Here is a 22,391-nt window from a genome sequence, read left to right as displayed (position 1 = left end):
CTATGAGTATTGAGAACTTTATAGCGTGAAGCATACCGAAGGACCTAAGCTAGTTGCTAGTCTTGAAGAACATGTGAAAGAGTATGGCATTGAGGTAATGAACTTACAGCGTGCGAAACGAATTGAAAAGAAAGACCTTTTCGAACTTGAACTTGAAAATGGTGCTGTTCTTAAGAGTAAAAGTGTCATCATTTCAACAGGTGCTCGTTGGCGCAATGTAGGCGTACCAGGTGAACAAGAGTTCAAAAACAAAGGTGTCGCCTATTGTCCTCATTGTGATGGTCCATTGTTTGAAGGAAAAGACGTTGCAGTTATCGGTGGTGGTAACTCAGGTGTTGAAGCAGCGATTGATCTTGCTGGTATCGTAAACCACGTAACAGTACTTGAGTTTATGCCAGAGCTAAAAGCGGATGCTGTTCTACAAAAACGTCTTTATAGCCTACCTAATGTGACAGTTCTAAAGAACGTTCAAACAAAGGAAATTACCGGTACAGACAAAGTAAACGGTATTTCCTACATTGATCGTGATACTGAAGAAGTGAAACATATCGAATTACAAGGCGTGTTTGTTCAAATCGGTCTTGTTCCAAACACTGATTGGTTAGGCGAAACGATTGAACGTACTCGCTTTGGTGAAATCGTTGTTGATAAGCATGGTGCTACAACACTACCAGGATTATTTGCTGCAGGTGATTGTACAGATAGCCCATATAAGCAAATCATTATTTCAATGGGTTCAGGTGCAAACGCAGCATTAGGTGCCTTTGATTATCTAATTCGCAACTAATTAAACTTCACAAAACCCTTATTGCAAGTATTGCAGTAAGGGTTTTTGTATTCACCAACTGGCCGCTATTTTTTTGTTGTTAGTGTCTTAAGGCTTACTAATCTTTATTTTGCTACCTGTAATTAAAGCTTACTTACTACTTTTTAATGCATCCCTTTCCATTCTCCTTGGTTTTTCGATGCTTTTTCTTTTTTGGCTTTCTCTTTATGAGCGCGATTAGCCGCAGCACTGCCAAGTTCTTTAGAGAACTCAGAATCAGTTTTCCCTGAACGCTTATTCTTTTGCTCTGCGTCAGTTTTACCATTCCGTTTTGCCATTGTTATCACCCCTTCTTTTTTTATTATCAGGATTTCAAAGAAAGTTATACGTTATATGTTTTTCTATGTTTAAGGTAACTACAACATTAGATTACCTTCCTAACTTGAAATGTTTAGCATTTCAGTTTTGTAATGAAAACGAGGAGATCTTGGAATGATAATCATGCAGGTTAAAAATAGGAGGGGTATAGAATGACAAAGCGTAATAATCAAGGTAGTAAAAACCAAAGCTCACCCAGTAGAGGTGGAAAGTTAGACACAGAGTTTGGTCAGGAGATAGCTAGTGGCGATAATAATAAGGGAACGAAATACAACTCCAAACGTGGTAGTAAATCTCAACTAAAAAACCCAAATAATCACTAATTATAAGAAAAGCGGTGTCAAGAAAAGCGGTGTCAGACACCATAAATGCACAAAATGAGCTAAATGTCCGTTTCTGGTGGACATTTAGCTCATCTTTTTGATAGCAATATTTTTGTCTTCATCAAATGGACTTTCGAATAAAAATGTCCATTTGTGGTGTCTGACACCTAAAGATCAAAATTATTAATCAACTACTGTTAATGTAATTTTCATTGCATTATGAACATCCATGGCACCACACATTATTGAACAAAGTAGCTCAAATTCACCCGTTGTGTCTGCTGTAAATTCAGTAGGCGCGTCAGGGCTCAGGTCAATTCCTAAATCGTCATTACTAATTGTATGGAATCCTTCCTCATTAACTAAATTAAGTTTGACTACTGTGCCTTTTTTTACAGTTAACTCTTTATCTGATGCAAAGTCCCAGTTAGTTGCAGTAATAGTAAACTCTTCTACATCGGAGTTAGTTGTTACATCAACAGTTTCTTCCTCTTGTTTAGTTTCTGTTTCTTCACTAACATTTTCTGCTGGTGATTTTGCTACCTCAGTTGTTCCACCGCAAGCTGCTAGGCTTAGCGATATTGCACCCGTTAATAAAAGTAATCCAAGCTTTTTCATATTTTGGTCTCCTTTATAATGATTAATTATTTGTATCTAGCAAAACAATTATTGAAAGTGATCATCTTTCTTAGTGTTTTACTATTCATATTTTAATGCACATATTTACTAATTTCCTTGATATGGGTCAAGGAAATTAAAGATATTATCTCAAATTGGCTCTGTTTAAAATATACAGTAAAAGTAGTTCTTTTTAGGTAAGTTAGTAGCCCATTAGTAGATAATGAGGCTAAAAGCTTTTGAACGAGGGGGCCGCATAAAGAAAAGTAGCTTAAGGCTACTTATAAAATTCTCGGAAGACTTTCTTTTTTTATGGAGCGGAGAGATTTTGTTCAAATGATCCCATTTATTTTTATTGCATAGCACTGGCTTCATTAAGCTCTGTTTAATCTTAAACTCTCGCTATTTTTTTATACTTTGTTATGTTTTTTTCCTGAAATTGACCTAAATCAAGGGAATAGAAGATTTTGGTCGTTAAAATAAGCTTATAAAAATTAAAGGAGATAGAATATCATGCGAAGTAAATTATGAGGTAGCTTACGGAGGAGATGATTAAGAGATAAGTAGATAAGTGCAGAAAATATGTGAAATACTACACAGCTTTCATTAAAAGCAGTAGCATATTAATGAAATTTTACAACTAAAAGGAGAAACTGATTATGAGAATACACATAAATGGAACAAAAATGGCTATTATTTGGACTATATTACGAATTTGGTTAGGACTTCAATGGATCGAAGCAGGTTATTATAAAATTCGATCTGGATTTGACGTGAGTGGATTTTTACAAGGCGCAATTGCAAATGCAGGAGGAGAACATCCTATCGTTCAAGGTTGGTATGCCGAATTCCTCAAAGGATTCGCATTACCAAATTCAGAGTTATTTAACATCCTTATCCCTTGGGGAGAATTTCTTGTTGGCCTAGGATTAATTATAGGCTTAGCGACAATTCCGGCATTACTTGCTGGTGCCTTCATGAATATTAACTTTATGATGGCTGGGGTTGGATTATTTAGCCCAGATTTAAATTTTTTAGTAGTAGCAATGTTTCTGTTACTTATTGGAAAAGGGAGGTATTACTACGGCATTGATAGATTTATTATTCCAAATATAAAAAAGTATTTTTTCCATAACAAGAGGTATGTTGCACATTAAGTGAAAGAGAGGTAGCATCTAAGGTAATAGAAATTTGGTAATAAGAACTGCTCTACTGTCATATGTATAAAATTTGTGCACAAAACTGTCGGTTTGATAGCCGGTAAAATTAATGTAATGATTTATTACAAAATAAAAAGAACTTACTACCAGCATTTCACTAGTAGTAAGTTCTTTTAAATTAATGTTAAACCAACGTCTGCTCTTCCTTCTTAAAGAAGCTTTTCAACTCGCGATACACGTTGCTTTTAATTCTTTTATGGCCATACGTCTTTTCCTACCATAATCTTGGGCATATTTCTATTATCCTTTTTATAGAAAAAATAGACCTTATGTTATGTTTTAATAAAATAAATTTTCATCAATCATTATTTTTTCTTTTTATAAATCAAAATGTTTCCATTCTCTCTTCTTCCCTGCTATGTGTAACAATGGATTCAAGCAAATATGCCTTTTCAAATGCGCCTCGGGTGGCATCACCAAGGGAAGCATAGCCTGCTGCGTCTCCTAATACAAATACATTTCTCATCTTTTCCCTTAATGTTTCCTCTAATGGATTATACGCCTCTACACCCATAGCAATAAGGACATACTCTGATTGAATTTCTGATTGTTTCCCGGAATTTTTGTCTTCCACAATAATACTGCCTGGAAGTATTTTTGCCAATTTGTGGTCAGTAATAATGTCCACATTTACTTGTTTAAGTTTGTCAAACAATCTTAATCTAGTATCAGGTCCGATTCTTTTACTTGCTTTTGTTGGAATTTCAACTAATGTAACATCATTACCAGCTTCTGCAAGGCGACGAGTAGTTCCATGACAAATCATACCGCTGCCTACGACGATAACTTTATTATTTGTAAATACTTTTTCCTGTAATTTCACATCTTCATAAGTATATACATGACTTAAATCATTACCCTCTACTTGTGGAAGCTTTGGTCTTCCTCCTGTTGCTAATAAAACTGCATAAGGATTTAAAGCGGTAACAGCTTCAACCGTAGCCTCTGTATTCATACGGACATCGATATTTAAACGTTTCATTTCATTACTGAGGTAATTAATGTGCCATGTCATTTTCTTTCTATATTGTGGGTCCGTCACAAGGTGCAATTGACCACCAAGCTTATTTTCCTTTTCCAATAAAGTTACACCATATCCTTTAATTGATAAAACTCGAGCTGCTTCCATTCCACCTGGGCCACCACCAACGACAACAACATTGCGACTTATGTCAGAAGCTAGGCGCTGCATGTCCTTAAACTCTAGTTCTCGACCTGCTTTAGCATTGATGGAACACTTAACATGTGAATTACCAAAAACTGAATGTATACAATGGAGACAACTAATACATTTTCTAATCTCATCTTCTCTTCCTTCCATTGTTTTGTTTACCCACTCAGGATCAGCAATCAATCCCCTTCCGATAGCCACAAAGTCTGCTCTTCCACCCGATAAAATATTTTCTACAAATTGTGGTTCACGGATGGATCCTACAGTGATCACTGGAATATTTACTTCTTTTTTAACTTCCTCTGCTAGATAGACTCTCCAGCCTTGTTCAAATAACGGCGATTCTATAATTTTATCCATAGAGTCATAGGTTCCACAACTAATATGTAGTCCATCTGCTCCTAGTTTTTCTACGTATCGACAAATAGCTTTACCTAACTTTAAGTCTATGCCGCCATTTATGAATTCATCCACGCTGAGGCGAACGGAAACAGGGTAATCCTCACCGCAATTTTCCTTAATACCACCTATGATTTCCTCTAGAAATCTCATTCGATTCTCAAAGCTTCCCCCGTATTCGTCCGTACGTAAATTTGCCTCAGGGCTTAAGAACTGGTTAACTAAATATCCATGGGCACCGTGAATTTCAACACCATCGATACCAGCCTGCTTACACCTTACGGCAGTTTGAACAAATTTATTTACTAACTCTTTTACTTCTACTGTCGTTAATTCACGAGGTTCTTGACCTACTGCTGTACAGGCAACGTTACTAGGAGCAACGATCTGTTTACCATTTATTAACGAGGAGTTTGACTGTCTGCCTGCATGGTGAATTTGAACAAAAACCTTGGACCCATATTTTTTGATCGCATTGGCTAAACGTTGTATACCTGGGATGAAACGATCATCGTCTAACCTTAATTGCCGAACAAGACCTTTTCCGTATTCATATTCAATACAGGAAAATTCAACAATAATTAACCCTGTTCCCCCCTTTGCCCTTTCTTCATAATAGGCAATTAGATGATCAGTGACTTCTCCTTCTGAACCAGCTAGATTCGTTCCCATAGGTGGCATCACAACTCTATTTTTAAGTGTTAGATTGCCTATTCTACTTTCTTGGAATAAGTTTTGGTAATACATGTTAAAGCCTCCCTTTTTGTATTTTGTGAACCTTTTCACAAGTGTCACTAAAATTTTTTCTCACCTTTATTATAAAGCTAGTTAACTAAATTTTCAGTATCCACATTTGATAGTGAAGTGACAATATTATGTAAATTCACTAAATAATGTAAAAAAAGGTGAGGGGGAGGGTCGGGGGGACAGTGTACTATGGCGGTTGGTATAGTTAGCGGGATGTACCCGTAAAATTGTCTATATATAATAATTAGGAGATTACTATTTAATTTACAATATCAGTTACCCTTTCTTTTTTCCAGCTAACTAATATTACCGTTACTGATAATATAACTATCTATTTATAAATAGTTTTAAAATATCATAACTTTTTTATTGAATTAAAAAATCTCAAAAGTAGTGATTGCAGTACTTCATCTTTATTATTCCATTTAATGGTCCACAGTCTAGTAGGATAGTCCATTAAATAGGAAATTAATTTCAAACAAAATCCTTACCACCAGCATCTCTACCAGTAGTAAGGATTTCCCTTTTTATACCTTTACCTCTTCCTTCTTAAAGAAACTCTTCAACGCTCGATACACGTCACTTTTCTCTTTTAAAATATAATGACGGAAGCGTTCGTCTGAGATGTTTTTGTAGGCGTTCATGAGTGTACTATGGCGGTTGTATTGGTTCACCTCTCCATACCCAAACATGCTGGATACTTCCATGAGCTCGTTAACTAACTTTAGACAACGGGCGTTATCAGAGGTTAAATTGTCACCATCGGAAAAATGGAATGGATATATATTGTAGCGAGATGGTTCATATTTTGCATTTACTAGCTCTAATGCCTTTCTATATGCACTCGAACAAATCGTTCCTCCACTTTCTCCTTTAGAGAAGAAGTCCTCTTCAGTAACAACTTTTGCTTCTGTGTGATGGGCGATGAATTCAATGTCTACTGTTTCATATTTCGTTCTCAAGAAGCGCGTCATCCAAAAGAAGAACGAACGGGCCATATACTTTTCCCACTTCCCCATTGAACCTGAGGTATCCATCATCGCTAAGACGACTGCTTTTGACTCTGGTTTGATGATTTCATTCCATGTCTTAAATCGTAAATCATCATTAGAAATTGGTGCAATTCTAGGCTTTCCATCGATTGCATTTCGTTTCAAAGCTGTTAGGATTGTACGCTTTTTGTCAACATTGCCCATTAAGCCTTTTTTGCGAATATCATTAAATTCGATATCTTCAACAACAATGTTATCTTGTTCTTTTTGCTGGAGGTTAGGAAGCTCTAACTCTTTAAAGAGCATGTTTTCAAGCTCCATAATGGATACTTCTGCTTCATAATAGTCTTCTCCTGCCTTATCACCTGCGCCTTGGCCTTTTCCAGGACCTTGTTGCTCAGCATTGCCATCTCTTGCAACGACATCACCAACTTCACTTTCGCCGTTACCCTGACCAACGTGCTTGTTTTTATCATAATTATATTTAATTTTATATTCATCTAGAGATCTAATCGGGATCTTAATGACGTCACGGCCGTTGGACATGATAATATTTTCCTCACTCACAAGGTCTGGTAAATTGCTCTTGATTGCATCTTGAACTTTTTCTTGATGTCTCTGCTGATCCTGATAGCCCTTGCGGTGGAGGGACCAATTTTCTTGAGAGACAACATAATTTTTGTCATTACTGCCTTTCATCCGTAATCCCCTCCTCTTAATGGTTTGTTCTTCACATTTGACTTGGTTATTTAGAAAAACTTAGAATCAATTAAATTTTTCTAAAACGTCAGTTCAATAGTAAGGTTTTAAAAAATTTTTTTTCGTTTTAATCACTTTTTTCAATTAACTAGCATATAAATAATTCGACGAATATATCCTGTGTGACTTTCTAACAAAGCTGAGAAGATAAATATTATTTACTCTATCCTATGCAATTCAGAAATAGAGTTGACAAAAATTCTCACATTTATTCAATTTTATGTATGGACATGCATCCTATTAAAAGGAAATGAAAGATAGCGAAAAATTAGAAAATTAGGACATGCTATTTTACAAAGACAAAAAAAGACCACACAATGAAATTGTGGGTCTTATTTTAATTTACGAAAATCTTTGATTGGCCAATAGGCAATGTCGGCTTTTCCAACGATCTGGTCCATCGAAATAAAACCGATATGGCGACTATCTATACTATTGCGCCGATTATCTCCTAATACGAAGATGTGACCTTCCGGGACTTGTTTTTCACCTGTTAACCACTCTAAGTTAAAATCATCAGTGTAAGATCGGGTTTTATATTCTTCTTTCATTTCATTTAGATAAGTTTCTTCCATCAGTTCACCATTAATATAGAGGTTATCTTCCCTAAACTCAATTGTATCACCAGGTAAACCAATAATTCTCTTGATATAATCTGTTGTTTCAGTAGCGTGGAAAACGATCATGTCAAACCTCTCTGGTGATCCCACATCATAACCGATCTTATTAATAATGACTCTTTCACGGTCTTGTATTGTCGGCATCATAGAAGACCCATAAACAATATAATTTGTAAACAGGAACGCGCGGATCGCTACGACTAGGACTAGAACTACGACAAGTGTTTGGGCCCAGCTTATTATTTCCTTTTTAATCTTTTGCTTTCTTTCACTGTTAGTAACTCGACTTTCTAAGTCCATATGGGTCACCTCCTACTTTATAATTATTATAATCTGAATTTATCACCTTATTTTCGATCTAACAATCAATATGCTCATTTTTTCCACTTTTTATTATTTTAAACGATTTACGAACAAAAGATGACTAAATTTTCTAAAAATGTTCAAAAAAAGTTCACAAATAGATATTTGTATCTTAGAAACCGTCTCTCTATTTAACTACCTAATTGCTATCTAAAAGTATAGACAAAAAAACTGTCCTAAGCTCAGTCTCAACAATTGCGATATTTCAAACTCTACTCTTAGACTTTGAAACATCACGACTTGCTGTACTCATACTTACGGACAGTTTTCCTTAGTGATGATTACTTAACGATCATGACAGGGGCCAGAACTCTTTTGGCTACTTTATGACTTACACTACCTAAGACCATTTCTTGTAAAGTATTAAGTCCACGGCTTCCGATAATGACTAAATCGAATTGTTCCTCATTAGCATACTTTACAATTGCCGGTCCAGGTTCACCGTGAATTAGATGAAATTCGTGGGTGATCTCTGCTTTTACTAGCATATCTTCAATTGGCTTAAGTTTTTCTTTTCTCTTTTGTTTATAGTCCCTGAATCAAAGTGACTTAAAACATCAGCCTTTGATGTGGAACCATCAATAACGTAAACAATATGTATAAAGCTATTCTGGTTGACTTTCGCTATTGCTACAGCTTTTTCCGCTGCCCTAATAGAATGTTGTGAACCATCTGCGGCTAATAATATTTTACTAAACATGAGTGAGTTCCCCTCCCTTTTCTACTTCATTATAGTCTATTTTAGAGGACAACTTAGTAAATTAACTGAAAATTAATCAAAATAATTTATCATTTTACTCCAGCCATAGGAATCTTCGTATAGGTTACCGTCTCCAATATTTTCAACAAGTACTTCCTTTTCTTGGCCATCCAGATTACTCATATAGATCGTTGCTGCCTTATTTTCATCTACATGTACCCAGGAAATCTTTTTTGTATTAGATAAGTAGATTGGCATATAATCTCCCTCACCTTCCACCGATTTCGTGATTTCTGTCTGTTGTTTTGTTAACGTGTTAATATGGTATAAACTCGGTTTTGGCCTTTCACTTGGATCATTTGACCAGTCTGATTCCTTTGCTCTAGAAACAACAATTTGAACACCGTCGATCCAAGTAAAACCTTTTTCAACAAATCCTTCTGGCGTAAAAGAAAAACCTTGATGAACTGGAAATTCATTAACCATCAAATGCTTATTTTTTACGGTAAATCTTCCTTCCCCTTCTATAAAGGCAATTCGGTTCGAAAGTGGTGCCCACTTAAACCAATCATCAAAGAATAACATCTCTCCCAATTGTTGAAAGACCTTACCGTCTGCAGAAAGAACGCAAAGTGTATTCATGTCCATCGAGATTGACGCAGTCGGGATTCCTAAAAAAGCAATCCACTTACCATCACTCGACCATTTAAAACGACTTGTCAATACAGCAAAAAACTCATTTGATTGTTTAGGAAGTGAATACAAATGCTTCATTTTATTTGGATCGAGCTTGGCATCAAGGGCAACTGTAAATAAATCAACGGTTGTCCAACCTGTTGGTAGGAGATTTGCCACGGATGAAACGAGAAATTCCTTTCCGTTAGGATTCCATGAAAAACTTCCAACACCCAAGGCGACATTTTCAAATTTTGTCTGATCCATTGCCGATATATCTGTTACATTTAAAACGCCATTAGCTAGAAACGCTATCTTTATGTCATTTGGTGACCACTGAAATTGTTGCATTGATTCAACTACTTGTTTCATTTCATTTGTCGGTACATGATAAACCCAGAGTTCTTTTTCATCCTCCCCCTCTGTATACGCGACCCAATTCCCATCATAAGACCACACTGGATTACGAACAAATTGCTCTTTGGTAATTCTCTTTTCAACACCAGATTTCCCATCTTTAATCCATAGATCATTATCCCGGACAAAAGCTACTTTTAAATTTTGTTTTCCTTCGGCATAGCTAGTTTCAGATAGAACACCAGCTACTATTAATAAAAAACAAATAAAGCTGACAAACCATTTCATGATCCTTCCTACTCTCTTCCATTTTTACAACCTTTTATCCTTTCCCCAAAAGAAACAAAATCATACATAAGAAAAGCGCAAGCGTCCTGGGAAAAAGCGAAGTGTGCTTTTTCTTTTGGTAACCGACAAAAGCTACTGACCTCGTTCACAACGTGTGTTACTTCTAGAGTTACTACATGCAGATTTGCCTCGAGGACCTACTGGACCACAGAGGCAGCATTTAATGAGCAAGGTTATTTGATCTCGAGGGGCTGGGCTGGGCTGCTTGCGCTAGTCAAAAACTAAAAACGGTTCTACTTTCTTATCTTAAAAAAAAGTGCACGGCTCACGCCTTGCACTTTATAAATCCTTATCATTTCCCGGTTAAATATGTTTATCGATTTAATAAACTACCAACATAACGAAGCAACTCATTAGCAGAAGTAGAATTGTAGCCGTGCTCATCGATGAGTCTGGCTATAACCTCATTTACCTTTTTAAGCTGATTTTCATCAGGTGTCGTTGCCGATGTTGTAATCTTTACGATGTCTTTAAGATCAGCAAAGAGTTTCTTCTGGATTGCTTCTCTTAATCGTTCATGTGAGTTGTAATCAAATCTCTTACCTTTGCGAGCATAAGCAGAAATTCGAATAAGAATTTCCTCTCTGAACGCCTTTTTTGCATTTTCTGAAATACCAATTTGCTCTTCAATCGAACGCATTAATTTTTCATCTGGATTAAGTTCTTCACCAGTTAATTGATCACGCAGCTTATTCTTATTGCAATACGCCTCAACGTTATCTAAATAATTATCCATTAATGTTTTCGCTGACTCTTCATACGAATAGACAAATGCTTTTTGAACTTCTTTCTTGGCAATTTCATCATATTCTTTTCTGGCTACCGAAATAAAGTTAATATAGCGCTCTCGGTCTTCCTTGGAAATAGATGCATGTTGATCAAGACCTTCTTTAATGGAACGTAACACATCTAGTGCATTGATTGATGTCAGTTCTTTACGAATTATTGCCGAGGAAATACGATTTATGACATAACGTGGGTCGATTCCTGTCATACCCTCGTCTTGATATTCCTTTTTCATTTCTTCAACATCTTGAGTATTAAAGCCTTCGACGACTTCCCCATCATAAAGCTTCATCTTCTTAAGAATGTCAACACCTTGTTTCTTTGATTCTTTTAACCTGGTTAATATCGTGAAAATTGCTGCTACCTTTAAAGCATGTGGAGCAATATGAACATCCGCAATATCACTATCTTTAATCATTTTACGATAGATCTTTTCTTCCTCAGAAACTCTAAGGTTATACGGAATTGGCATAACGATAATCCTTGAGTGAAGGGCTTCATTTTTCTTATTTGAAATAAACGACTTATACTCAGCTTCATTTGTATGAGCGACAATCATCTCATCTGCAGAAATAAGTGCAAATCTACCGGCTTTAAAGTTTCCTTCTTGGGTTAATGATAATAAATGCCATAAGAATTTCTCATCACACTTTAACATTTCCTGGAATTCCATTAACCCGCGATTTGCTTTATTTAGTTCCCCGTCAAAGCGATAGGCTCGAGGATCAGATTCAGAACCATATTCAGCAATCGTTGAGAAGTCAATACTACCAGTTAAATCTGCAATATCTTGAGACTTAGGATCTGATGGACTAAATGTACCAATCCCTACCCTTTTGTCTTCTGAAAGTAAAATACGTTCCACGACAACATCTTCTATACACCCATCATATTCCTTATCTAAGCGCATTACATTAAGCGGAGATAAATTCCCTTCGATTTTAATTCCATACTCTTTGAAAAACTCCTCACGTAAATGGTGTGGAATTAAATGTAGTGGATCTTCATGCATTGGACAGCCTTTAATTGCATAAATCGCCCCAGAATCTGTGCGAGAATATTGTTCTAAGCCCCGCTTCAACATTGATACAATGGTTGATTTACCACCACTAACTGGTCCCATTAATAATAGGATCCTCTTTCTTACGTCCAATCTTTGGCAGCTGAATGAAAATACTCCTCCACTAATCGTTCAACAGATTCTTCAAGACCATAAATTTGGTCACTAAAAAACTTATATCGTTTTTTTCCGTCTACCTCTTCAACACCTGCATCTTTAACCATATTATAAACACGCGAATGGGCAGTTTGAGCTACTTCAGGGGTCTTTTTCAAAATTTCTAGATATTCAGCGAACGTTCCTTCCCATAACAAACGTTTCTCTTCTTCTCGAAACTCTTTCAGTCTATCTAAGATACTCATCATATCCTCCTCCCAATTCTAGATGCTTAAAATGCATGCTTGATTAATACTATGCACAAACTATTTTGTTCATTCATTCTGCAAACGTTTCCTAGGAAAAAAAAGACCAACTATTGATTTTTTCATCTGGAGATTACTAAGCAACTGCCTAGTAGTGAGATAATATATGTTGGAGATAAGAGTTTGTTGCGAGAAAGAAGTGTTTTTTCTTTTATCATGTTTATTATAGTGTATTGTTCTGGCCTGAAAAAAATCATTTCATCAAACCTCATCATTTTCTTTTGATGCTTCACTATGGGATATAATGTATATTGCACAGAAACAGTGAAAATAGTTGAAACATTTCCATTCACATTGTTTGATTTATCACTTATAATGAAATAATAATACTAGGACATCATTTCTTTTTAAGGGAGGCTTCAATTATGACAACATTTCTAATTTTAGGGGTTGTTGTGGCATTTTTAGCCGCTATTTTCACTGCCGGATATAATGAAAAACCAAAACGCAACTAAACATTACATACAAAGGAGCTGACATGTCAGCTCCTTTGTTGTTTCCATTATAGATTTTCTTATTTTAGTGTCGGAAAGTTTTGCTGGCGTAACGCTTCATAAACTAAAATCGCTGCCGTGTTAGAGAGATTTAATGATCTAATCTTATCTGTTTGTGGAATACGTAAGCAACGGTCAAGATTCTGATCTAACAAATCGTTCGGAAGTCCAGTTGTTTCACGACCAAATACAAAAAAATGATCCTCTTCTAATTCACTATAATCGAAATCTGTATAGTTCTTCTGACCTACTGTTTCAATATAATAAAAATTTCCATTTGGAAACTTTTCAAACAGCTCGTTCATAGAATCATAATAGCTAATCTTTACGCTTGGCCAGTAGTCACAGCCTGCTCTTTTTAACATTTTATCATCTGTAGAAAAGCCTAGTGGACGAATTAAGTGAAGAGAAGTATTTGTCCCCGCACAAGTTCGAGCTATATTCCCTGTATTTGCCGGAATTTCCGGTTGATATAACACAATATGTAAACCCATTTTTTCACCTCTATTTTTTAACGTCATTTCGACTAAGCTATATTATAGCATTACCAAATGGGGTGAAAAAAGAGGTGAATAGAAAAAATTGGCGATCGCCAAGTTTTTCATTCATGAGACTCTCCTAACCGTCAATGATGTGGAAAAATTTATACTTTATGTTGGGGGTATAAGCTGTTGAATCTTGATATGCCCAATACCTCATCCGGCTATTTGATGTCTGTGCATTTACTAATGGTTCATTATTAGCATCTTTGGCTACAACAATTGTGTTATGTTGCCATCTCCCATCACCATTAAAGTCATAACAAATGACATCCCCTTTCATTAATTCCTTTGGGCTTGACATTTCTTTTGCCCTTAATCCTGTTTTTGCTCCACTTAAATGCCAACGTAATGAATGGGCAACCGACCAGCTTAAACTCCAGTTTCTATTCCTGAACCACCAGCCTTTACTTCTATTAGGATAACCTACCATTGGTGCTCCTCCCGCATGTAAACATTGTGAAATAAAGTTAGTACAATTATCATCAAATTTCTTGTAGTTTGGATTATAATCATTCCACCAACGTTCCGCATAGCGAACAGCTTCTAATCTAGAATATTGAAATCTACTCTCATCAAATTCAGATGTCTCTCTATCGAACAAAGCGTTTTCTTCGTTTTGGTTTTTTTTCTCACTTAACGGACAATAGTCATCAAGCAACTCTTCTCCCGAAAAGATTGCCCGTCGCTCCTCTATTTTTTCTTCAATATGAAATTTATCTTGTTGTTTAATAAGATGTTGGAAATGAACTACGTAGTCAACCTGCCTTAATCCATCAATTTTTTGGGTACGTAAAACAGTCCCATCAACAATCGATTTAACAATTTTTCCGTCCCTCTGATGTAAATGATCTATTTTCCTTACTAAACAGCTCTCTTCATCATCACGGAGAAAGCATTCACGATGATTTGAAACAAACGAATTGTTTATTTTTTGGATGTGTTCTTTTAAGTTTGTTACCCAGCTCATATAACTCCTCCTCTAAATAGATGCTTATAAAATGTATGAAGGGAGATACGATAAAATGATGTATTATCACAAACGAAACACTAGCCATGAAAAGAAAAAAACTATGCACTTGGCATAGTTATGATATTTTTTTAATGGAACCTTCAATTTCCAACAATATTTCTTTCTTGTCAACTCCACCGCCATAGCCAACGAGGGCTCCATTACTTCCGATCACTCGATGACACGGAATAATAATGGGAATAGGGTTTTTGTTATTGGCTCCGCCAATGGCACGAACAGCTTTTGGTGCACCAATTTCTTTAGCAATTTGTTTATAGCTTTTGGTTTCGCCGTAGTTAATCCCTTTCAATGCTTCCCATACTACACATTGAAATTTAGTTCCGATTAAATCGATTGGAACGTCAAACTCTACTCTTTCCCCTGCAAAATACTGCTGTAATTGAGTAATTACTGGTTGGACTGCCTCAGGGTTAAAAGCTAATTCATTTTTAATAAAATGCTTTTTCATCCAAACTTTAATAGTTGCTAGTGTCTCATCTATCGTTCCAAATTCAATTAAACAAACTCCTAGATCACTACAAACTATAGTTAACGGACCAAGTGGGCTATCCATTTCATTATAGAAAATGGCAGATCTTTTTTCCATACTATCCCCTCTTTCAATCCTCTTGTCTTAATAGTACTTGACTCTGTAGTTGTTTTCCATAGTCAAATTTTCTGATTTTTGAGCATATTTAGCCCTTTTTCAATCTCAGCTACCACATCCGCGTCTTTTTCTCTCTCTTTCGCCGCTTTTAATATGGGTACCGATTGATCGGTGGCTAATTTTCCAATAGTCCATGCGGCCGTTCCTCTTATTACAGGTCTAGGATCATCAATTAATAATTTTACTAGCTCGTTAATAGCTGTAGTGTCTTTATAATGAGCAATTCCGATGATTGCATTCCTTTGTAATGGTTTCTTACCTCGCCACGCTCCAGAAAGAGCGCCGTATTTTCCTTTGAACTCTCGATTACTTATGAATAAAAGGTCCTTTAATAAGGGCTTTACAACTTCAGGATCTGGCTCCATTTCTTCATGCAAGTGAAAGTCCCTTCCCTTATTTTCAGGGCATACCTGCTGACACGTATCACAGCCATAGATGCGATTACCTAGTTTTTCACGAAATTCATCTGCTAAAAACGTTTTTGTTTGTGTTAAAAAGGCAATGCATTTATTGGAATCAAGTTGACCCCCTTGAACAATGGCTCCAGTTGGACATGCATCAATGCATTTTGTACATGTTCCACACTGTTCGGTAATAGGATGATCCGCAGGAAATGCAATCGTAGTGATCATTTCTCCTAAATATACGTATGATCCAAATTCTTCAGTAATAATTGAACAATTTTTTCCACTCCAGCCAATTCCGGCTCGTTCTGCTACCGCTCGATCACTAAGTTCTCCTGTATCAACCATTGATACAACTTTAGCCGTCGGAGTTTTTTCTAGGATAAATGCTTCTAATAAAGCTAGCTTATTTTTTAGTATTGTATGATAGTCTTCTCCCCAAGATGCACGACAAACAAACCTCTAGGATCAAGTTTCGTACTTTTGGGAGCATTTTTCATTTTTGAAGGATATGCAAGGGCAATCGCAATGATCGATTTCGCCTCAGGAAGTAATAATTTTGGGTCAGTTCGTTTATCGATATCTGCTTCCTCAAAACCAGATTGATAGCCTAAATTTTGTTGGGTTACAAGCCTTTCTTTAGCTCTACGAAGGGGTCAGCAGTCGTAAAGCCAATTTTGTCTATCCCGATACTTTTACTATATGCAATAATTTCAGATTTCAATTGGGCATTTGTCACTGTTATCCCCCCTTTTATTTTTTATCAAGGAATTATATGGTAATATGTTGGTATCAAAGCAAAAAAGTCTTACTCCACATAAGAGAAATCCAACGGAGGTATCCAATGTTACTCACTATTCATGAAGAACTAATGAAATTAGTCCCAACTTTTAAAGCCGGGGTAATTTCTTATTCTAATATAAATGTACAGCATTCTTCAAGTGAAATACAGATGCAACTGAAGGAAATATATTCTATACTTCAATCGCAGCAACTAACTGAAATCCCTGGAATTAAAGAAGCTCGTCAGCTATTTAAAGCAATTGGGATAGATCCATCGAAATATAGACCCTCCTCTGAAGCACTAATTCGTAGAGTTTTAAAGGGAGATCAGGTACCTAGTATTCATTCAGCCGCTGACGTGAATAATCTATTTTCGTTGAAATACGGATTACCCATTGGTATTTACGGTCTAGACAAGCTTTCTGGGCCAATTGAATTACGTGTTGGTAACGAGAATGATCGTTATGAGGCGATAAATAATCGTCAAACAAATATGAGAGGAAAATTGCTATCGTCTGATACGATTGGTCCTTTTGGTAGCCCAATCGTCGACTCAAAACGTACGATGGTTACATTAGCTACTAAACAAGCAGTTCAAATAATATATTTCCACCTCGAGCTAAATGAAAATGAAATGAAGGCAATAATGAACGATGTTTGTGAATATTTTGTTATGCAACACGGGGGAGAGGCGAACCCAAGGATCGTAGGATGATAACGTTGCTTTAAGAGAAACAGAAAAAGTAGTGGCTCCCACAATGGAATCACTACTTTTTTTGGTTGGCTCAAATTTACTGCCATCTCATTTGTTGATTGCGGTACTGACTTGGAGTCATATTCTCAACCTTTTTAAACACCTTAGTGAAATAGCTTGGTTCAGGATAGCCGATTTCAAATGCAATGTTCACAATTGGGATGTCGATATTTTTTAATAGTTCTTTTGCTTTTTCCATTTTCCTCTCGGTGACATACTTAACAAAATTAACACCTAACTCTTTTTTAAATAGTTTACTTAAATAATAGGAGCTAAGGTTCATTTGGTCAGCCACGTAGGTTAAGGTTAAATCTTCGTTAAGATGACTATCAATAAACGTAATAATTGCCTCAATTTTCACATTCACTTTATTTTTCGGTTTTTCTGGTAGTTGAGAGACTACCTTACTAATCTTTTCAATTAATTGGGTCGGTCTTAATGGTTTCACAAAGTAATGTCTGACCCCTAATATCTGATATAATTCTTGGAGATGTCGTTCTTCAGACATCGTATAAATAATCATTTTTTGCGTGGGTTTTTCATTTAAAATTTTCTTCGTACACGCTAGGCCATCTAAACCGATTAAGCGGTGATCTAGGATGATTAAATCTATTTTGTTGTTTTTTGCATATTTAACAGCCTCGTGACCATCGTCCGTTTCTAATACAATTACTTGTTGACCGTATTTTACCTGAAGAAGCATTTTTATACTTTTCCGTTGAATAGGTTCTAAGTCAGCAATTAGGACTTTTAGCATTGAAAAACTCTCCCTTTTTGACAGTCGTTACCTTTTTGGAAAAAGAGGTAACGCAATAGTAACAACTGTGCCAATACTTTCTTTACTTTTCATTTGTAAATGGGCTTGGTTTGAGTATCTTTCAATTAACCGCTGTTTTAACACCTTCAAATTTAACTTTTCAACCTTTATTTCATCATTCGATTGCAAAATTCTTTCAATCATCTGTTCGTTCATTCCAATCCCATTATCCTCAACAATAATTTCAAGATAATCTTCTTTAATCTGAACAAAAACTTTAATGCTACATTCACCAGGTTTTGTTTCAATCCCATGAACGATTGCGTTTTCAACAATTGGCTGGATCATCATTGATGGAATCATGATTTCTTTCGTGTTTTCAGCAACGAGAATTTCATAAGTGAACCTCTCACCTAATCGATTTTTTTGTAAGGATAAGTAATTCGTTATATAGTTTACTTCTTCTTCTATCGACACATCTTTGCTGATATTTGTAACTAAGTATTTCACTACCTCGATTAATGTAAATGTTGCTTCTTCCGTTGTTGGCGCTTTTTCAAGATAGGATAAATTCCCAATAATATTTAACGTCTGAATTAAAAACTGACGGTTAATCTGTGATTGCAGAGTTTTTTGCTCAGCTGCTTTTAAGGCAGTTTCTAAATTCGCCTCCGATAGCCTAGACTGAATTAATTGAATGGATTGCTCGTGCAACTCTTTTTGAATGAAATTAACATAGCCGTTTTGGGCAATCTTATTTGCAATCGTAAACATTAAGTGGGCAGCTGCCTCAATTTTTTTAAAAGGAACAATTGGAATTTGGAGATAGGCTTCTATAAGTTCCACATCGTCTTCAATATCTAATTTTTCCTCAATAATATAGTTTGCTTCGATTCGCGTGTCTGCACTTACTACTTGCCCTCCCATAATTGAACCTAAATACTGTCCATTTACAATGATTGGTGCAGCAAAATCAATAAAACCAGAATGGCACATATAGATCAATGGTTCTCCTGTCAGTGAAGCTTGTAAGCCGGCTTTTGAATCACACTTTTCACATAAGTCCTTTGTCTCATCCCGATAGCGAATAATCGAGCAGTATTTAGAGCAACCACTATGTTTCGTGATAGGCTTTCCACGATCATCTACCGTGATTACTGCAAATCCAGTCGATTCTGAAAAAGAATCTTGAATCTTTTGTAGGGTATCAATTTCTACTAAATTAGTAAGCTCTACTATTTTATTTCTCATCTTTTATTGCCTCTCAGTATTAAAGACTCATTTTCTTTTAACACTACCTTGTTTAGTGCACTTAGTAAACCTAGTTTCCCACCTAAAATTTGACTAATTTATGAGTCTTTTAAGGGGTAGCTATGGACGTTCACAAACAACCGTATTAGTTTATTAACAAGAAAGCAATAATTGCTAGAATAATAATAGAGCACGAGAGTATCAACGAAATGAGCCCTATTCGTGACCGCTTCCATAAAAAAATCACCAAAAAGTAAAACGGAAAAAATATAATCCCTGCTCCACCACCGTATAAAAGCAATAAGATCTCCATTTCTTGAAAGGTCATATAACCATAGACACAATAACTTACCCACAAGCAAAACATTACGATGCCAACATAATAATAGTTTCTCATGATATTCACCTCTATATATTAAGACGTCGATCTCAGACTCAAGTTTCGTTGTCTTACAGTAAAATAAAAAAGGGCACTCGTTCTCCGAAAGCCCCCTGATTTCTAAGTTTTTTTTCTTGCCCGAAATAATGCTCCATGTGTGTATTTAGAAGTACTAATACCTGTCTCAGTAACAAACTCACCTGCTATAAAGCCACTTTCGTTTAATAATGTAACAAGATCCCCAACTGGGATCGCTCCTCCAATTCAGTTAGACCAAGCCTCCACATTTCCAGTGATCTCAGTTGGCAAGCTATCTTTCAAAACAATATCTGCAAACTGTAGCCTTCCCCCAGGCTTAAGTACTCGATATATTTCCTTAAAGCTTTGCTCTTTTACTGGAGAAAGGTTTAGAACTCCGTTAGAAAAAACGACATCAAAGGTTTCATCCGGAAAGGGAATTGCTTCTGAACTTCCTAAAACAACCTTAGAATTTAGTTCAACTTTTTCTAAACTAGCATTTGCTTTACTTACCATTTCAGGGGTAATATCAATACCAAAAACCAGACCCTCTTCCCCAACGAGGGAACATGCCACGTGAAGATCCACTCCAGCACCACTGCCAATATCTAATACAGCATCACCGGCGTATATTGTTCCTAGTGAAAAAGGATTTCCAACTCCACAAAAAGAATTTAACGTTTCCTCTGGGATATTTTGAAGAAGATTTGGATCGTACCCCAATGAAATAGCCCCAGCTTTACCTGTTTGATATTTAAACTTTCCGAGAGCAGATTGTGAAATCTCCGCATATTTGGTTGTAATTGCATTTCTGATATTCGTCATTTTATCCAGATTCATTATAAAAGTAGGCTCCTTACTAAATAATTGGTCATCCACCAAATTATAAGAAATGATGTAAGGCTTTACAAGTTAACGTTTGAAAACTTAACAATATTTATAAATAACGCTTAATTTCAGATGAACAAAACAAGCCAATCTTTGCATCCGATAAATCAGAAGTAAGTGACATAATATAGGTAAATCACATCACAAATGGAAATAAATATTTCTACTTTGTGATTTTGTAAGGAGAGAAATTTGGATATTTCTGTTAAAATATATAATAGAGATAATAACGAGATTGTGAAAAGGTGTGCTTAAGTAACGAACGAAAGAGTTTAATAAAGCAAAGAGGACACCAGATCCGTTATTTTCCAAAAATGACATGAATTTCAGATTTTGCGGACAGAGGATCCGTTATTTGGTCATTTAGTAGTGAATTTTCAATGTTTTGGGGCAAATAAGGGAACTGGTGTCCGCAAAAGTTTGATAAAGACGAATTTTTTAAAAATAGCGGAATCTCTGTCCTAAATTTATAGATTAATATTTTCATATCTATCATGTTGAATTAAAGAGAGCAATAACCTAGTAATTTGTTCCTCCCGTTGTGGTGATCGGGGATTTGCTTCTATAAGGTAATTACGAAAACTCAATGATAGGGGATAATTTCATGAAAAGGGCTTATTCAATATTATTACTAATAAATTTTCTTTTAACCTCATGTAATTCACCTACTTTAATTTATCTAGGGGAAAGTGAACAGTGGGGTGTAATCCTAAAGGTAAAGAACTATAATTTTACTGCGGATCTTCAGTATATCGGAGATGACATAGAAGGATTAGTTGGAACAGATATACACTACGAAATTAAACTTAAATCTAATTGGTCAGCTGGAGGAAATCAGGTGCTGCCTGAAAGTGGAGTTATAAAATTCGATTGTGATGGATCTGGCTGCATTAATTTAAACAATAAAACAGAGGTTACCTTGGAATGGGATGGGAAACAGGAAGTCATTGTCGTTGAAAAGTTGAATGAATAAGGAGAGATGCTGTAAGCAAGCCTCTAATATTTTGAAGATAAAGGTGCAATTGTTCTTATGTTAGATACGATTACGAATGATGTTTTAATGTAAACCATTATTAGGCGAATAAACATTAAACTTAAAGGGATGATTACATGAAAAGATATTTATGTTTGCTATTCTGTATGGCAATAAGTTTATCACTTTTATCAGGATGTGGAAGTAATAGCAATTCAGCTGAAGGAACAAAAAATACCGTAAGTAAAGTTGATTCAGACCAATCTGCTGAAGTAATTGACTGGGAACCTACAATATATGAATCTGTCAACAACATTAATGGAGTAACTATGATTGTAAAGGAAGGAACGGTCTCTTCTACTGGATTGACCGTAACATTAGAGAATAACTCAGACAAGCATTGCATCTATGGTGAACATTTCCAGTTGGAAAAGAGAATCAAGGGACAATGGTATCAAGTCCCTGTTGCCCTAGATGGTAACTACGGCTTTAATGATATCGGCTATGAATTGGCTTCTTCAGATGTTAGGGAATGGGCAGTTGATTGGGAATGGCTCTATGGAAGTCTGGATAAAGGTGAATACCGTATGGTGAAAGATATACTTGATTTTAGAAATACAGGTAACTATGATAAGCATTATTTAACAGTGGAGTTTACAGTTGATTAACCAATAAAACAAAGCTTGAGAAAGGTTGGACTTAGAAAGTAACGAGCGGCATTACATCAATAAGAATGGTTAGGATAGTTGTAAAAGGTGAAAATTCGGA

The 22,391-nt window shown here is 35.8% G+C and carries 18 protein-coding genes and 4 pseudogenes; 6 read left to right on the top strand and 16 right to left on the bottom strand.

Annotation, left to right across the window (positions count from 1 at the left end):
- Positions 1-787 (top strand): annotated as a pseudogene (locus H1D32_RS04260) (FAD-dependent oxidoreductase); the annotation flags it as partial.
- 143 nt (positions 788-930) lie between these two features.
- Here H1D32_RS04260 and H1D32_RS04255 read toward each other — a convergent pair.
- Complete coding sequence (locus H1D32_RS04255; protein WP_169824294.1) at positions 931-1,104, bottom strand: hypothetical protein; 174 nt, start codon at positions 1,102-1,104, stop codon at positions 931-933.
- Between the two features lie 192 nt (positions 1,105-1,296).
- Here H1D32_RS04255 and H1D32_RS04250 point away from each other — a divergent pair, with 192 nt between their 5' ends.
- A complete protein-coding gene (locus H1D32_RS04250; RefSeq protein ID WP_261176887.1) occupies positions 1,297-1,467 on the top strand; it encodes a hypothetical protein in 171 nt (56 codons plus the stop codon).
- A 183-nt stretch (positions 1,468-1,650) separates the two neighbouring features.
- Here H1D32_RS04250 and H1D32_RS04245 read toward each other — a convergent pair whose 3' ends face one another.
- Positions 1,651-2,085 (bottom strand): cytochrome c oxidase subunit II, encoded by a 435-nt coding sequence (locus H1D32_RS04245; RefSeq protein ID WP_261176886.1) that lies wholly within the window; start codon positions 2,083-2,085, stop codon positions 1,651-1,653.
- A 659-nt stretch (positions 2,086-2,744) separates the two neighbouring features.
- Between H1D32_RS04245 and H1D32_RS04240 the strand changes: the two genes are divergently transcribed.
- Positions 2,745-3,242: a DoxX family protein gene (locus tag H1D32_RS04240; RefSeq protein ID WP_261176885.1), complete on the top strand. Its 498-nt coding sequence runs from the start codon at positions 2,745-2,747 to the stop codon at positions 3,240-3,242.
- A gap of 388 nt (positions 3,243-3,630) precedes the next feature.
- Here H1D32_RS04240 and H1D32_RS04235 read toward each other — a convergent pair whose 3' ends face one another.
- The 11 genes and pseudogenes from H1D32_RS04235 to queG form a co-directional block, all read right to left on the bottom strand.
- The gene (locus H1D32_RS04235) at positions 3,631-5,622 is read right to left on the bottom strand and encodes an oxidoreductase (RefSeq protein WP_261176884.1); all 1,992 of its coding nucleotides are present in this window, start codon (positions 5,620-5,622) and stop codon (positions 3,631-3,633) included.
- Between the two features lie 527 nt (positions 5,623-6,149).
- Positions 6,150-7,313: a sporulation protein YhbH gene (gene yhbH / locus H1D32_RS04230; RefSeq protein WP_261176883.1), complete on the bottom strand. Its 1,164-nt coding sequence runs from the start codon at positions 7,311-7,313 to the stop codon at positions 6,150-6,152.
- A 392-nt stretch (positions 7,314-7,705) separates the two neighbouring features.
- The gene (gene lepB / locus H1D32_RS04225; RefSeq protein WP_261176882.1) at positions 7,706-8,293 is read right to left on the bottom strand and encodes a signal peptidase I; all 588 of its coding nucleotides are present in this window, start codon (positions 8,291-8,293) and stop codon (positions 7,706-7,708) included.
- Positions 8,294-8,637: 344 nt separating this feature from the next.
- Positions 8,638-9,056, bottom strand: a pseudogene (locus H1D32_RS04220) (universal stress protein).
- Between the two features lie 72 nt (positions 9,057-9,128).
- A complete protein-coding gene (locus tag H1D32_RS04215) occupies positions 9,129-10,376 on the bottom strand; it encodes a TolB-like translocation protein (RefSeq protein WP_261176881.1) in 1,248 nt (415 codons plus the stop codon).
- Positions 10,377-10,749: 373 nt separating this feature from the next.
- The gene (locus H1D32_RS04210) at positions 10,750-11,514 is read right to left on the bottom strand and encodes a hypothetical protein (protein WP_261176927.1); all 765 of its coding nucleotides are present in this window, start codon (positions 11,512-11,514) and stop codon (positions 10,750-10,752) included.
- Between the two features lie 84 nt (positions 11,515-11,598).
- Positions 11,599-12,644 (bottom strand): annotated as a pseudogene (locus H1D32_RS04205) (protein prkA); the annotation flags it as partial.
- Between the two features lie 574 nt (positions 12,645-13,218).
- The gene (gene trmL / locus H1D32_RS04200; RefSeq protein ID WP_261176880.1) at positions 13,219-13,692 is read right to left on the bottom strand and encodes a tRNA (uridine(34)/cytosine(34)/5-carboxymethylaminomethyluridine(34)-2'-O)-methyltransferase TrmL; all 474 of its coding nucleotides are present in this window, start codon (positions 13,690-13,692) and stop codon (positions 13,219-13,221) included.
- Between the two features lie 124 nt (positions 13,693-13,816).
- Entirely contained in the window at positions 13,817-14,707 is an 891-nt protein-coding gene (locus H1D32_RS04195) for an amidase domain-containing protein (RefSeq protein WP_261176879.1), read from the bottom strand.
- 118 nt (positions 14,708-14,825) lie between these two features.
- On the bottom strand, positions 14,826-15,356 hold the full coding sequence (locus tag H1D32_RS04190) for a methylated-DNA--[protein]-cysteine S-methyltransferase (RefSeq protein ID WP_261176878.1): 531 nt from the start codon (positions 15,354-15,356) through the stop codon (positions 14,826-14,828).
- Between the two features lie 62 nt (positions 15,357-15,418).
- Positions 15,419-16,559: pseudogene (gene queG / locus H1D32_RS04185) on the bottom strand (tRNA epoxyqueuosine(34) reductase QueG).
- Between the two features lie 105 nt (positions 16,560-16,664).
- Here queG and H1D32_RS04180 point away from each other — a divergent pair.
- Positions 16,665-17,318 carry a B3/B4 domain-containing protein gene (locus tag H1D32_RS04180; RefSeq protein WP_261176877.1) on the top strand — a complete coding sequence of 218 codons (654 nt, stop codon included), beginning with the start codon at positions 16,665-16,667 and terminating at the stop codon, positions 17,316-17,318.
- A 76-nt stretch (positions 17,319-17,394) separates the two neighbouring features.
- Here H1D32_RS04180 and H1D32_RS04175 read toward each other — a convergent pair whose 3' ends face one another.
- From H1D32_RS04175 to H1D32_RS04165, 3 genes are all read right to left on the bottom strand, one after another.
- Positions 17,395-18,114 carry a helix-turn-helix domain-containing protein gene (locus H1D32_RS04175; RefSeq protein ID WP_261176876.1) on the bottom strand — a complete coding sequence of 240 codons (720 nt, stop codon included), beginning with the start codon at positions 18,112-18,114 and terminating at the stop codon, positions 17,395-17,397.
- A gap of 27 nt (positions 18,115-18,141) precedes the next feature.
- Positions 18,142-19,365 (bottom strand): PocR ligand-binding domain-containing protein, encoded by a 1,224-nt coding sequence (locus H1D32_RS04170; protein ID WP_261176875.1) that lies wholly within the window; start codon positions 19,363-19,365, stop codon positions 18,142-18,144.
- A 499-nt stretch (positions 19,366-19,864) separates the two neighbouring features.
- Positions 19,865-20,602: a methyltransferase domain-containing protein gene (locus H1D32_RS04165; RefSeq protein ID WP_272483576.1), complete on the bottom strand. Its 738-nt coding sequence runs from the start codon at positions 20,600-20,602 to the stop codon at positions 19,865-19,867.
- A 652-nt stretch (positions 20,603-21,254) separates the two neighbouring features.
- Between H1D32_RS04165 and H1D32_RS04160 the strand changes: the two genes are divergently transcribed.
- Together H1D32_RS04160 and H1D32_RS04155 are read left to right on the top strand one after the other, a co-directional pair.
- Positions 21,255-21,623, top strand: a complete 369-nt coding sequence (locus tag H1D32_RS04160; protein WP_261176873.1) for a hypothetical protein — start codon at positions 21,255-21,257, stop codon at positions 21,621-21,623.
- 155 nt (positions 21,624-21,778) lie between these two features.
- Complete coding sequence (locus H1D32_RS04155) at positions 21,779-22,291, top strand: immunoglobulin-like domain-containing protein (protein WP_261176872.1); 513 nt, start codon at positions 21,779-21,781, stop codon at positions 22,289-22,291.
- Positions 22,292-22,391: the final 100 nt, after the last annotated feature.

Source organism: Anaerobacillus sp. CMMVII, assembly GCF_025377685.1.
GTDB lineage: Bacteria > Bacillota > Bacilli > Bacillales > Anaerobacillaceae > Anaerobacillus.
Note: the sequence above shows the minus strand (reverse complement) of the source record. Positions and strands in the feature narration are given on the sequence as shown.